Raw genomic sequence first — 12,902 nt, 5'->3', positions numbered from 1 at the left:
GCGCGCTAACGCTTCGAATCCCGGTGTTTCAGCCACAGCCGAACCGCAATGACTGCCACCACCACCAGAATCAACCATGCCCAGTGCTTCACATGCTGGTCGAGAGTGTGCAACCACGGGCCAATCACTTCCCCACCAACGTAGCCTAGTGTGGTAAAGATCAGCGCCCAGGCAACCGCGCCAAAAATATTCAGTGGCAGGAAAATTTTCGGCGGCAAACGGCTCGCGCCAATCAGGATGGGGCCGATTATCCGAAAACCGTACATAAAACGGGTACCAATCACGAACAGGTAAGGGTGACGCTGGATCAGTCTCTGCGCCTGACGGATTTTCTTGCGATGCTTAGGAAAACGCAGCAGGAGTGCGGGCCCGAAACGTAGCCCCAGAAAGTAGAGCAACTGGTCGCCAATCATGCCACCCAGCGCAACTGCAGTCACGACCAGCGGGAAACGCAGCAGCCCCTGATGTGCCGCCACCCCTCCGAGCAGGGTGATGGTTTCACCTTCTGCCACGCTACCGATGACCAACGCGATATACCCATATTGTTCGATCAGACTATTGATATCCATAAACTCAGCCGGGTTTCCTTGCGAATGCCTGCATTTATCATATACCTCATGAATGAATAATGCGGCAATGAAGGCGAAATGGCATTTTTAAGGTTGCTCATAAAATAATCTAAAGCCTGCATTATACTTAAGGTATCGCTGACGGGCCGACAACAAGGGGGCGCTATGAACCATGTCTGGGGACTCTTCTCCCATCCCGACCGTGAAATGCATGTCATCAGAAACGAGAACGAAACGGTCGCGCACCATTACACGCACCATGTGCTGCTGATGGCAGCGGTGCCGGTGATCTGCGCGTTTATCGGTACAACACAAATCGGCTGGAACTTTGGTGATGGCACCGTGGTTCAGTTGTCGTGGTCTACCGGGCTTTACCTTGCCATTATCTTCTACGGCCTGATGCTGGCAGGGGTGGCGGTGATGGGGCGCGTCATTCACTGGATGGCACGTAACTATCCGCAACGTCCGTCCCTGGCGCACTGTATGGTCTTTGCCGGATATGTCGCGACCCCGCTGTTCTTAAGCGGCATTGTTGCGCTCTATCCACTGGTCTGGTTGTGCGCGCTGATCGGTACGATTGCCCTCTTTTACACCGGTTATCTGCTGTATCTGGGGGTTCCAACCTTCCTGAATATCAATAAAGAAGAGGGCCTGAACTTCTCCAGTTCAACGCTGGCTATCGGCGTGCTGGTGCTGGAGGCGTTACTGGCGCTGACGGTGATTCTTTGGGGTTACGGATACCGTCTCTTTTAAGTTCACTGCATTGCTGGCGTAAATGCCAGCAATGCAGCATCTGTTCATGATTCTTCGCTGGCGACATTCCACGGTGACCGCTATGATGCCGGAGCCAGCCTGTGTTTATCCGTTAGCACAGGCGGTGTACGTCATGACGTGCGTGAATAATTATCAGAAATCTCACCATGCTGAAATTCCGAGTCTCTTTACTTAGCCTGGCACTGTTGCTGGGTGCGTCCGTTGCCGTGCCAGCGATCGCCAAAACGCCTGCGGTGACCACTGCTGCTGCCCAACCGCAAATTGCGTCCGGCAGTGCGATGATTGTCGATCTGAATACCAATCAGGTGATCTACGCCAGCCATCCGGATCTGGTGCGACCGATCGCCTCGATTACCAAATTAATGACCGCGATGGTGGTGCTTGATGCCCATCTGCCGCTGGACGAAAAACTGAAAGTGGATATCAGCCACACGCCGGAGATGAAAGGGATTTATTCCCGCGTGCGTCTGAACAGCGAAATTAGCCGTAAGAATATGCTACTGCTGGCGCTGATGGCTTCTGAAAACCGTGCAGCGGCGAGCCTGGCGCACCACTATCCGGGCGGTTATGACGCATTCATTCGTGCAATGAATGCAAAGGCCAAATCACTGGGTATGAGCAATACGCATTATGTGGAACCGACAGGTTTGTCGATTCATAACGTCTCCACGGCGCGTGATTTGACGAAACTGCTGATTGCCAGCAAACAGTATCCGCTGATTGGGCAGCTCAGTACCACGCGTGAAGAGACGGCCACGTTTGCGAACCCGGCGTATACGCTGCCGTTCCGCAATACTAACCATCTGGTCTACCGTGATAACTGGAACATCCAGTTAACGAAAACGGGTTTTACCAATGCGGCGGGTCACTGTCTGGCGATGCGTACCGTATTTAACGGGAAACCGGTGGCGCTGGTGGTGATGGATGCTTTTGGTAAATACACCCACTTCGCGGATGCAAGCCGACTGCGCACCTGGATTGAGACGGGGAAAGCCCAACCGGTTCCGGCCGCGGCACTGAGCTATAAAAAGCAAAAAGCGGAACAGATGGCGACCGCGCAGAACGATTAGGTAAATGCAAAACGGTAACTCAGGTTACCGTTTTTTATGTTTTCTCCCTTTCCCTGTGGGAAACGGCCGGGGTGAGGGCACCAGACCGCACGGCTTTTATTCGGGCAGCGTCCAGTCACCGTCGTTGAGTGGGCGTTGCATAATCAGCGTATCCCGCCAGTCACCTTTTTTGTAGCCGACGCTGCGTAGCTGACCGACAATCTCGAAGCCGTGTTTTTTATGCAGCCGTAATGAGCCCGCATTATTATTTCCGTCGCCCACAACCGCGATCATCTGCCGCCACGGTCCTTGCTCGCAGCGTTCAATCAACGCGTCCATGAGCGCTGAACCAAACCCGCGTCCGGTGGTACTGGCATCCACGTAGATCGATTCTTCAAGGGTATAACGGTAGGCATGTCGTGGACGATACAAGGTCGCATAGCAATACCCCACGACGATGCCGCGATACAACGCGACCAGCCACGGTAGGCCGCTTTCGGCGACGTTTTTCATCCGCTGGCGCATTTCATCGATGGTAGGGGGGACTTCCTCGAACGATGCGCGCCCGTGAAGCACATGCCAGGCATAGATGGCCGTAATGGCATGCACATCGTCAGGAAGGGCGTCGCGTACGTCCACTTCGGTTTCAGGGTAAATATCAACAGCCGACATGGTATGCCTGCTCCTCGTCTTACAAAGCCGGAGAAACGGTTCTCCGGCGACAGATATTTACTCTAGTACGTTTGAGGAGCGCTTCACAATCTCTCAAATATGGCTGTAGACGCGATTCAGAGGCTTACGCGTCGTGCTGCTCCGTTTCGGCGCTCTCTTTCCAGTATTTCTTCCGCGTTGTTTTACCAATACCGGGATTCATACTGTTTGTAGGGTCATTCTCGCGATAAAACTGCTTTAATGCATCCGGGGCTTTGTAAAGATGCCCGACGTTGTGTTCCGCAGGATATTGTGCGCCGCGATCGCGCAGCAGGGTGAGCATCTGTTCTTTCAGTTCATGCGCATCGACGCCTTTTTTGACGATGTAATCCTGGTGGAATACATAGCACATAAAGTGGCCGTAATAGAGTTTGTGTACCAGCTTGCTGTCAATTTCCGGCGGCAGATGTTCAAACCATTCGGTATCGTTGCGTCGCAAGGCAATATCCAGTGCCAGAATATCCTCCACCTCTTCGGAGTGAACCGCCTGGTAACGAATGGCGGCACCCGCTGCGGCGAAGCGGTGCAGGAAGGCTTTGCTGCCTTCTTCCGGCGTACAGGCGAAGAAATCACCTTCGGCGGTTTTGAAGAATTCAGTCAACCAGGTTTGTGCCTCGGTAATGCCATCACCGGCCATTTTCAGCAGCAGGTGGTGCTCATACTTATCGCGCCAGGTCTTCATTCGCTCCGGTAAATGCGCCGGGAAGACATTACCCAGTTTCTGCATAAAGCGGTCGGTGAAATGTGGCTTAAACAGCGACACTTTATCCAGCATCGCGTCGGTGCGGCCCTTCATGGTGAAGAAGAACGGCATCTTGTCGGTACCAAGCTTGTCGATCATCAGGAAGGTGTCTTTGCCGTAACGTTCGGCGATGTCGTAAATATCACGGTGCATATACTCGCCTGCCACTGGCAGGTGGGTGAACTCACCCAGAATATGACGGCGGATTTCGGTCAACACGTCTGGCTGGTTGGTACCGATGTAAAAGACCTGCTGTTTTTTCTCTGCCGGGAAGGTATCAAGGCGGACCGCAAAGACGGCCAGCTTGCCAGCGCAGCCGGAGGATTCGAATAACCGGTCAGGGTCGGCGTTATAGCGCGCCGGGGTATCGGCCCCGATATCGCGCACGCGGGTGACATAATCATGGTCGTGAGCATACCGTCCATCGTGCTGAACGTCTTCATCCTTCACGCGGTCGTCATCGAGTTTGCTGAGGATCTGCTCTGGCGTTGCCCCCAGATCAATTCCCAGATGGTTGACCAGCGTCAGCTTGCCGTTTTCGTCGATGCGGGCATACAGCGACATCTCGGTGTACGCGGGGCCACGCTGCACCAGCGAACCGCCAGAGTTATTGCAAATCCCGCCAATTACGGAGGCACCAATACAGGATGAACCAATCACCGAATGGGGTTCACGTCCCAGAGGCTTAAGCGCTTTTTCCAGTGAATAGAGGGTCGTCCCGGGGAAGGCCAGTACCTGTTCACCTTTGTCCAGCAGGTGCAGTTTGTCGAGACGCAGGGTGCTGATGATCACGATGTCACGATCGTAATCGTTGCCGTTCGGCGTAGAACCTTCGGTCAGGCCGGTGTTGGCGGCCTGCATCAGAATAATTTTGTCGGCGACGACGCAGGCGCTCAGTACGCGCCACAGTTCCAGCAGCGTGCCGGGGAACACCACCGCCAGCGCGTCGCCCTGGCCGGAGCGAAAACCTTTGCGGTAGCGGGCGGTTTTTGCCGGGTCGGTAAGCAGGTGAGAGTGACCAACCAGGCGCGACAGTTCGTTAATAAAAGTGTTGTTATCGTCAGTTCGAACAGAAGACATCTTCCACTCCTTGTGGTGGGGCAAATTTCTCGTTGTAAAGCATAGCGCGATTAACTGTTAAGCGGTCGAGTATTCACGAGAAAAATCAGAGAATAACCCTGCAAGGTTCAGAGGGTTTGTGGCACACTGCGCTTTTCGCACGGTTTGGCCGAGATCTTCCGGCGGTTATTGATGAGAGAGTAAAACGACATGAAATGGCTATGTTCTGTAGGTGTCGCCGTCAGCCTGGCGCTGCAACCTGCGCTGGCAGAGGATTTGTTTGGTAATCACCCGCTTACGCCTGAAGCCCGGGACGCGTTTGTTACCCAATTGCTTAAGAAGATGACGGTCGATGAGAAGATAGGCCAGCTGCGTCTTATCAGCGTCGGTCCGGATAACCCGAAAGAGGCCATCCGTGAGATGATTAAAGAGAGCCAGGTTGGGGCAATCTTTAACACCGTCACTCGCCAGGATATCCGCAAAATGCAGGATCAGGCGATGGAACTCAGCCGTCTGAAAATTCCTCTGTTCTTCGCCTATGACGTGCTGCACGGTCAGCGTACCGTCTTCCCGATTAGCCTCGGTTTAGCCTCCTCCTTTAACCTTGATGCGGTCAAAACCGTGGGGCGCGTTTCTGCATATGAAGCGGCAGACGACGGCCTGAACATGACCTGGGCTCCGATGGTGGACGTCTCCCGCGATCCGCGCTGGGGCCGCGCCTCAGAAGGTTTCGGGGAAGATACATATTTAACGTCGATAATGGGTAAAACCATGGTGGAAGCGATGCAGGGTAAAAGCCCGGCGGATCGCTACTCTGTCATGACCAGCGTTAAGCACTTTGCGGCCTACGGTGCTGTTGAGGGTGGTAAAGAGTACAACACCGTGGACATGAGCCCACAGCGCCTGTTCAACGACTATATGCCTCCGTACAAAGCGGGCCTGGATGCGGGCAGCGGTGCGGTGATGGTGGCGCTGAACTCACTCAACGGCACACCTGCGACCTCTGATTCCTGGCTGCTGAAAGATGTACTGCGCGACCAGTGGGGCTTTAAGGGCATCACCGTCTCCGATCACGGCGCTATCAAGGAACTGATCAAACACGGAACGGCTTCCGACCCGGAAGATGCAGTGCGCGTGGCGCTCAAGTCCGGCATCAACATGAGCATGAGTGACGAATACTACAGCAAATACCTGCCGGGGCTGGTGAAGAGCGGTAAGGTAACGATGGCGGAACTGGATGACGCTACCCGTCACGTGCTGAATGTGAAATACGACATGGGGCTGTTTAACGATCCGTACAGTCACCTGGGCGCGAAAGATTCAGACCCGGCAGACACCAACGCTGAAAGCCGCCTGCACCGTAAAGATGCACGTGACGTTGCGCGTGAAAGCCTGGTGCTGCTGAAAAACCGTCTGGAAACGCTGCCGCTGAAAAAGTCCGCTACGATCGCCGTGGTTGGCCCGCTGGCCGACAGCAAGCGTGACGTCATGGGGAGCTGGTCAGCCGCTGGCGTGGCCGATCAATCCGTGACTGTACTGACCGGCATTAAAAACGCGGTCGGTGAAAACGGCAAAGTGGTGTACGCCAAAGGGGCGAACGTCACCAGTGATAAAGACATTGTTGCCTTCCTCAACCAGTACGAAGAGGCGGTGAAAGTGGATCCACGTTCACCGAAAGCGATGATTGACGAAGCGGTTAATGCGGCGAAGCAGTCCGACGTGGTGGTTGCTGTCGTTGGTGAAGCGCAGGGTATGGCGCATGAGGCCTCCAGCCGTACCGACATCACTATTCCGCAGAGTCAGCGCGACCTGATCGCCGCCCTGAAAGCGACCGGTAAGCCGTTGGTGCTGGTGCTGATGAACGGCCGTCCTCTGGCGCTGGTGAAAGAAGATCAGCAGGCAGACGCAATTCTGGAAACCTGGTTTGCCGGTACTGAAGGCGGTAACGCCATTGCCGATGTGCTGTTTGGCGATTACAACCCGTCAGGCAAACTGCCGATGTCCTTCCCGCGCTCTGTGGGGCAGATCCCGGTGTATTACAGCCATCTGAACACCGGTCGTCCGTACAATGCCGACAAACCGAACAAGTACACGTCACGCTACTTCGACGAAGCTAACGGCCCGCTGTACCCGTTTGGTTATGGCCTGAGCTACACCACCTTTAAGGTTTCTGACGTGAAAATGTCAGCACCGACCATGAAGCGTGACGGCAAAGTCACTGCCAGCGTGGAGGTTACCAACACGGGTAAACGCGAAGGGGCAACGGTGATCCAGATGTACGTTCAGGATGTCACTGCGTCCATGAGCCGTCCGGTGAAACAGCTGCGTGGTTTTGAGAAGATTGCCCTCAAGCCTGGCGAAACCCAAACCGTCAGCTTCCCGATCGACGTGGACGCGCTGAAGTTCTGGAACCAGCAGATGAAATACGCTGCGGAGCCTGGCAAATTCAACGTGTTTATCGGCGTGGATTCTGCCCGCGTGAATAAAGGCGAGTTCGAGCTGCAGTAATGTTGTTTCCCTCTCCCTACAAGGAGAGGGTTAGGGTGAGGGGGATACAATCCCCCCATCCCTGATAATCCGCTCAATCCGTGACCCACAACGCAACTTTTCGTCCTTCTCTGGCGAAAAACCCTTCATCCGCGCTTTTTCTTCCATCGAACTGCTCTGAAATGTGACATTTTTCACACTTCATTTTTGCATGTCAGCTGAAAACGTGAACAGCATCAAAAGTCCCCTTATTGCCATAACGTCGCCGTGATGGCCTTCACTCTTCATGTAAATATCCCCTGAAAGTACCGCGAGTCACCGCGCAAATGCCCGTTTAATGCCGGTTAGTTCAATTCTGACGGGCAACAACATGAAACTCTCATTAGACAATGTCGATCTTGACCGTAGCGGGGCGTCGCGGGTGACGGCGACGCTACAGGGATTAATCGATACGCTGGCACGTGCAGGCGGCGGTACGCTGGTGGTGACGCCAGGCATCTACCTGACGGGGACGCTGGTACTGCCATCTCACTTTACGTTGCACCTGGAAGCGGGCGCGCGTCTGCTTGCCAGCCAGCACGAAGCCGATTACCAGACCGCCGAAACGCAAAGCATGGCGGAGCTTTCACGTATGGCGCTGCTCTACGCCCGTGATGCACATGCTGTAACGCTCAGTGGTGCGGGGTGCATTGACGGTAACGCCACGGCCTGGTTTGCCGAACAGGTCGATGCCCAGGGTTATCGCCAGCCGAAAACACATCGCCCTCGCCTGGTGGTATTTGAAGGCTGCGAGCAGGTGCGTATCAGTGACATCACCTTGTATGACTCGCCGATGTGGACTGCCCATCTGGTGAGCTGTAATCACGTCTTTATCCGTAACCTCACTGTCGACAACGATCTCACTCTTTCGAATACCGATGCGCTGGATATCGACAGTTGCCAGCATGTGCATATCAGCGACAGTTACTTCAGTGCCGCTGATGACGGTATCTGTCTGAAAACGACGGATAAAGCCCCTGAGCTGCAGCAGCCAATCTATAACGTCACGGTCAGCAACTGCATTATCCGTTCCAAAAGCTGTGCCATTAAGGTCGGGACAGAGACCTTTGCAGACATTCGCCACGTTGCGGTGACGAATTGCACGATCTTTGAATCCAACCGTGGCATTGGCCTGGTGTCCCGTGATGGTGGCGCATTTAGCCAGATGGTGTTCAGCAACATTCTCTTCGATTGTCGCCACGGCGACCCGTGCCACTGGGGAAAAGCCGATCCCGTTTTCATCTCTCTGCGCCATCGTGCGCCGGACGTCCGGCCGGGGGATATCAGTCAGGTTACCTTCTCCAGCCTGAATGGCGTGGGCGAGGGGGCCATCAATCTGCACAGTGAGATTGACGGTGCGGTTCGCGATATCACTTTCAACGGGCTGACCTTCACTCAGATCCACAGCCCGTCCGGTGAGCAGGGTTGTTACGACGTGCGCCCACCGTGTAACCCGGAACGACCTACCGGCATGGGGCTGGACAACGCTTACCGGGTGGATCCGCAGACAGGGCGTGCGCACGGCGTCGGGCGTTACCCGCACGGGCTACCTGCCATCTTTGCTTGCGGTATCTGTGGGCTGCATCTGAATGAGTTACATATCACACGTCCTTCGCCGCTGCCTGCGGACTGGGATGTCGAGAGTATCCGGGTTTAACACGGTCACTTCAGGGGATAACAATGATAAAAAAAGTGCGAGAAATTAAGCTGCGTAACTATGTCTGTTACGGACTGGCAGATGTGATAGGTTCCGGGGCCTTTACGCTGGTCAGTGCCTGGCTACTGTTTTTCCTGACCACGTTTTGCGGCCTGACGCCTATCCAGGCCGGGTCGCTTTTTGCCGTGGCAAGGATTGTCGATGTGATTATGTGCCCGGTGATTGGGTACGTTTCTGATAACTTCCATGAAACCCGGCTCGGGCGACGCTTTGGTCGCCGCCGTTTCTTCCTGCTGGCCAGTATTCCGCTGGTGTCTGTTTACAGTCTGCTGTGGGTGGAAGGGTTTAACTACTGGATGTACCTGCTGTTTTATATTCTGTTTGAAGTCGTCTACACCATGATCATCATTCCTTACGATACCCTGTCGGCGGAGATGACCTCGGATTTCAAAAAGCGCTCAAAGCTCACCAGTGCGCGTATGTACATTGCCCAGCTGGCCGGTTTTGCTGCGGCATTTCTGCCCGGGCGTCTGGTGTCGTATTTCGGCCCTGAATCGTCGGATTCGTTCTTCTACACCGGGGCGATTTTTACCGTGTCGTTTATGATTGTGCTGTTCTTCGTCTACTTCGGCACCTGGGAGCGGTCGCTGGAGGAGATCCAGCAAAACGAGCACCACGACGCGGAAGAGGAAAAAGAGCCGTTTACCACGCGCGTGTTCCATATCTACTACGATTTTGTCTCGACGCTGAAAATCAAAACCTTCCGCTCGCATCTGGGAATGTACCTTGGTGGATCTGTAGCGCAGGACATCTTCAACTCGGTATTTACCTATTTTGTGGTCTTCGCAATGATGACCTCGTCGGTGGTGGCCTCTAACCTGCTGGGGGTGATTAACGGCCTGCAGTTCTTTGGGGTTGGTATTGCAACCTGGTTGACGCTGCGTTTTTCACCGTCCCGTGCGTTTGCTACCCAGGCCACAATGGCGCTGCTGGCCTTTGCGCTGTTTGTCTCGGCTTACCTGAGCGGGGTGGGGGGTATGAGCGTGCTCTATGTCGGTGCGGCGGTTGCGGGCCTGGCGCGCGGCGGGATCTACGCCATTCCGTGGAATAACTACACCTTCGTGGCCGACGTGGATGAGATCCTGACCGGTAGCCGTCGTGAGGGGATCTTCGCCGGGTTTATGAGCCTGCTGCGCAAAGCGTCTCAGGCACTCTCCATTTTCCTGGTCGGGGTGGCGTTACAAATGTCGGGCTTCGTCTCCGGGCAGAGTTCGCAGCCACAGTCGGCTGTCAATATGATCCTGGTAATCATGATTGCCCTGCCGGTTGCCCTGACCCTGTGGGGGATCTGGTCTGCCTTCCAGTTTAAGGTGAACAGCCGCACGCACGCGATCCTGAACGAAGAGGTGGCGCGTCTGAAACTGGGCGGCAGTAAGGCGACCGTGAGCGCCGAAAACCGGGCGGTGATCGAAAGCCTGACCGGCATGCCATACGAAAACTGCTGGGGTGAAAACACCGTCGGCTATCTCAACCGCAAGCGTATGCAGGCACGTAAGTTCAGCGGCCTGTTGAAGACCCACTGAGATGACAGAGCAGAGCATTATTATTCAGCAGGGCGTATGGGCCCGGCTGGGATTACCCCGGGAACTTTGCTGGGGCTTTATGGGGATTTTCCTGTTTATTACCGGCGCGACGATTGAGCAGGGCTGGCTTGCCTCTTTGCTACAGCAGCGCGGATTTGATGCAGTGCATATCAGCTTACTCTCATCGGTTTTTGGTCTGTGCGTGGCGCTGGTGTCGTGGTTTTCTGGTATCGGCGCAGGCGTGCTGGGGTTACGGCGGCTGATGTGGGCCGCGACGGTGATTTATTTTATCGGCTCGGTTCCGTTCATTGCGTGGGCGCTGCCACAGGGCCATTACCCGCTGATGGTGGCGAGTTATGCGCTGCGTGGGGTGGCGTATCCGCTGTTTGCCTATTCATTTCTGGTGTGGGTCAACCAGCGCTGCGAGCCTGTCATTCTTGGGCGTGCCGTCTCGTGGTTCTGGATCGCCTTTGGTGTGGGGATGACCATCGTCGGGCCGTGGTTCTCCGGCATGATGATCCCGGCGTTTGGCGAAACCACCACGCTGCTCAGCGGCTTTATTTTCGTGGCGCTGGGGGCCGGTTGTGCGCTGGTACTCAACCGTGATCGCCCGCAGTGGCAACGCGAGGGCAACCTGGGGGATGCCCTGGCTGAAGGGCTGCGGGTGCTGGTGCGTGAACCCAGGATGCGCCTGGCGGTACTCGTGAAGACCATCAACGACATCGGCAAGTTTTCACTGGTGATCCTGATGCCCGTTTATTTGCCGCGTTTTGGCTTTAGCATAGCCCAGTGGCTGGCTATCTGGGGGCTGGTGAACGTGGTGAATATTTTCGCGAACTACTTCTTTGGCTGGCTGGGCGATACCATCGGCTGGCGAAACACGGTGGTCTGGTTCTCCGGCACGCTGTGCGGGCTGGGGATGCTGGCCGTCTGCTATACCCCGGTGTGGTTCGGCGACAGTGAAACCATGTTGTTTCTGGCGCTGGCTTTATATGCCGTGGGACTAGGGGCTTTTGGCCCGCTGAGTGCGCTGATCCCCTCACTGCTGCCGCACAACAAAGGGGCGGCGATCTCGTGCCTGAATCTGGGTTCCGGGCTGAGCAATTTCGTCGGGCCGGTGATTGTCACGCTTTGCGTGGCCCCATTGGGTATCGAAGGGACGCTATGGGTGATTGCCATTCTCTACTTCGCCGCCAGCCTGCTTAGCGTGCCGCTGACCCTACCCGAAGAAGGATGAATTCAGGTTTTTAGGCTACGCTTTTCTCTCAAGCCTCTGATAAAGGCCGTAAAAAATGAGGAAAGCTGCATGACGATGACAAAGGGGATGATGGGTTCAGCGGTGCTGCTGGCAGCGCTGAGCTTGCCGTTACAGGCGGCAGAGCCGGTGAAAGTGGGCTCAAAGATTGATACCGAGGGTGCGCTGCTCGGCAATATCATCTTACAGGTGCTCGAAAGTCACGGGGTCAAAACTGTCAATAAAGTCCAGCTCGGCACCACACCCGTGGTGCGTGGCGCTATTACCTCTGGCGAGCTGGATATCTACCCGGAATACACCGGCAACGGGGCGTTCTTCTTCAAAGATGAAACCGACCCGGCCTGGAAAAATGCCAAAGCCGGATATGAAAAAGTCAAAAAACTAGATGCAGAGCAGAACAAGCTGGTCTGGCTGACGCCAGCTCCGGCCAACAACACCTGGACTATTGCGGTGCGTAAAGACATCGCGGAGAAAGGTAAGTTAACCTCGCTTGAAGATCTCAGCCGCTACCTGAAAGAGAAGGGCGAATTTAAGCTTGCGGCGTCTGCTGAGTTTATCGAGCGTCCGGATGCGCTACCTGCTTTTGAAAAAGCCTATAACTTTAAGCTCGACCAGGCTCAGCTGCTCTCTCTGGCGGGCGGCGATACGGCAGTGACCATCAAAGCAGCGGCGCAGAAAACCTCTGGGGTTAATGCGGCAATGGCCTATGGCACCGACGGCCCGGTTGCGGCACTGGGGCTGCAAACGCTGACCGATCCGAAAGGCGTTCAGCCGATTTATGCCCCCACGCCGGTGGTGCGCGAAGCGGTGCTGAAAGCCTACCCGGATATTGCCAAATGGTTAAAACCGGTCTTTGAAAAGCTGGATGAAAAAACGCTGCAACAGCTGAACGCCAGCATTGCCGTTGAAGGGCTGGATGCCAAAAAAGTGGCGGCTGATTTCCTGAAGCAACAAGGGCTGGTGAAGTAACAGGACAG

The 12,902-nt window shown here is 55.2% G+C and carries 10 protein-coding genes; 7 read left to right on the top strand and 3 right to left on the bottom strand.

The genetic code is table 11. The annotated features are described in order from the left end of the window. Positions 1 to 5 precede the first annotated feature (5 nt). The gene (locus ACJ9N4_RS03800; protein WP_182918678.1) at positions 6 to 569 is read right to left on the bottom strand and encodes a DedA family protein; all 564 of its coding nucleotides are present in this window, start codon (positions 567 to 569) and stop codon (positions 6 to 8) included. 165 nt (positions 570 to 734) lie between these two features. Here ACJ9N4_RS03800 and ACJ9N4_RS03795 point away from each other — a divergent pair, with 165 nt between their 5' ends. After that, positions 735 to 1,322, top strand: coding sequence for a Yip1 family protein (locus ACJ9N4_RS03795; protein ID WP_182272043.1), 588 nt, complete (start codon positions 735 to 737; stop codon positions 1,320 to 1,322). Between the two features lie 167 nt (positions 1,323 to 1,489). Next, the gene (pbpG, locus tag ACJ9N4_RS03790) at positions 1,490 to 2,413 is read left to right on the top strand and encodes a D-alanyl-D-alanine endopeptidase (protein ID WP_182918677.1); all 924 of its coding nucleotides are present in this window, start codon (positions 1,490 to 1,492) and stop codon (positions 2,411 to 2,413) included. Positions 2,414 to 2,509: 96 nt separating this feature from the next. On the opposite strand, the gene ACJ9N4_RS03785 is transcribed toward pbpG, so the two are convergent. Both ACJ9N4_RS03785 and dld read right to left on the bottom strand, forming a co-directional pair. Further along, positions 2,510 to 3,064, bottom strand: a complete 555-nt coding sequence (locus ACJ9N4_RS03785) for a GNAT family N-acetyltransferase (protein WP_182918676.1) — start codon at positions 3,062 to 3,064, stop codon at positions 2,510 to 2,512. A gap of 124 nt (positions 3,065 to 3,188) precedes the next feature. Then, the gene (gene dld / locus ACJ9N4_RS03780) at positions 3,189 to 4,925 is read right to left on the bottom strand and encodes a D-lactate dehydrogenase (RefSeq protein ID WP_411500265.1); all 1,737 of its coding nucleotides are present in this window, start codon (positions 4,923 to 4,925) and stop codon (positions 3,189 to 3,191) included. Between the two features lie 189 nt (positions 4,926 to 5,114). Between dld and bglX the strand changes: the two genes are divergently transcribed. The 5 genes from bglX to ACJ9N4_RS03755 all read left to right on the top strand — a co-directional run bounded on the left by bglX (position 5,115) and on the right by ACJ9N4_RS03755 (position 12,894). Further along, a complete protein-coding gene (gene bglX, locus ACJ9N4_RS03775) occupies positions 5,115 to 7,412 on the top strand; it encodes a beta-glucosidase BglX (RefSeq protein WP_182272039.1) in 2,298 nt (765 codons plus the stop codon). A 349-nt stretch (positions 7,413 to 7,761) separates the two neighbouring features. Beyond that, complete coding sequence (locus ACJ9N4_RS03770) at positions 7,762 to 9,087, top strand: glycoside hydrolase family 28 protein (RefSeq protein ID WP_411500264.1); 1,326 nt, start codon at positions 7,762 to 7,764, stop codon at positions 9,085 to 9,087. Positions 9,088 to 9,110: 23 nt separating this feature from the next. Beyond that, positions 9,111 to 10,670 carry an MFS transporter gene (locus tag ACJ9N4_RS03765; protein ID WP_411500263.1) on the top strand — a complete coding sequence of 520 codons (1,560 nt, stop codon included), beginning with the start codon at positions 9,111 to 9,113 and terminating at the stop codon, positions 10,668 to 10,670. Between the two features lies 1 nt (position 10,671). Beyond that, positions 10,672 to 11,907, top strand: a complete 1,236-nt coding sequence (locus ACJ9N4_RS03760; protein WP_411500262.1) for an MFS transporter — start codon at positions 10,672 to 10,674, stop codon at positions 11,905 to 11,907. A gap of 69 nt (positions 11,908 to 11,976) precedes the next feature. Next, the gene (locus ACJ9N4_RS03755; RefSeq protein ID WP_182272035.1) at positions 11,977 to 12,894 is read left to right on the top strand and encodes an ABC transporter substrate-binding protein; all 918 of its coding nucleotides are present in this window, start codon (positions 11,977 to 11,979) and stop codon (positions 12,892 to 12,894) included. The last annotated feature ends 8 nt before the right edge of the window (positions 12,895 to 12,902 follow it).

The organism is Enterobacter sp. LM3, assembly GCF_046622475.1.
Classification (GTDB): Bacteria; Pseudomonadota; Gammaproteobacteria; order Enterobacterales; family Enterobacteriaceae; genus Enterobacter; species Enterobacter cloacae_P.
This window is presented reverse-complemented; position numbering and strand designations above follow the sequence as displayed.

Excerpts from the sequence above, each read along its gene's own strand:
- ACJ9N4_RS03800 (WP_182918678.1), bottom strand. The coding sequence starts at position 569 with ATGGATATCAATAGTCTGATCGAACAATATGGGTATATCGCGTTGGTC.
- ACJ9N4_RS03795 (WP_182272043.1), top strand. The coding sequence starts at position 735 with ATGAACCATGTCTGGGGACTCTTCTCCCATCCCGACCGTGAAATGCAT.
- pbpG (WP_182918677.1), top strand. The coding sequence starts at position 1,490 with ATGCTGAAATTCCGAGTCTCTTTACTTAGCCTGGCACTGTTGCTGGGT.
- ACJ9N4_RS03785 (WP_182918676.1), bottom strand. The coding sequence starts at position 3,064 with ATGTCGGCTGTTGATATTTACCCTGAAACCGAAGTGGACGTACGCGAC.
- dld (WP_411500265.1), bottom strand. The coding sequence starts at position 4,925 with ATGTCTTCTGTTCGAACTGACGATAACAACACTTTTATTAACGAACTG.
- bglX (WP_182272039.1), top strand. The coding sequence starts at position 5,115 with ATGAAATGGCTATGTTCTGTAGGTGTCGCCGTCAGCCTGGCGCTGCAA.
- ACJ9N4_RS03770 (WP_411500264.1), top strand. The coding sequence starts at position 7,762 with ATGAAACTCTCATTAGACAATGTCGATCTTGACCGTAGCGGGGCGTCG.
- ACJ9N4_RS03765 (WP_411500263.1), top strand. The coding sequence starts at position 9,111 with ATGATAAAAAAAGTGCGAGAAATTAAGCTGCGTAACTATGTCTGTTAC.
- ACJ9N4_RS03760 (WP_411500262.1), top strand. The coding sequence starts at position 10,672 with ATGACAGAGCAGAGCATTATTATTCAGCAGGGCGTATGGGCCCGGCTG.
- ACJ9N4_RS03755 (WP_182272035.1), top strand. The coding sequence starts at position 11,977 with ATGACGATGACAAAGGGGATGATGGGTTCAGCGGTGCTGCTGGCAGCG.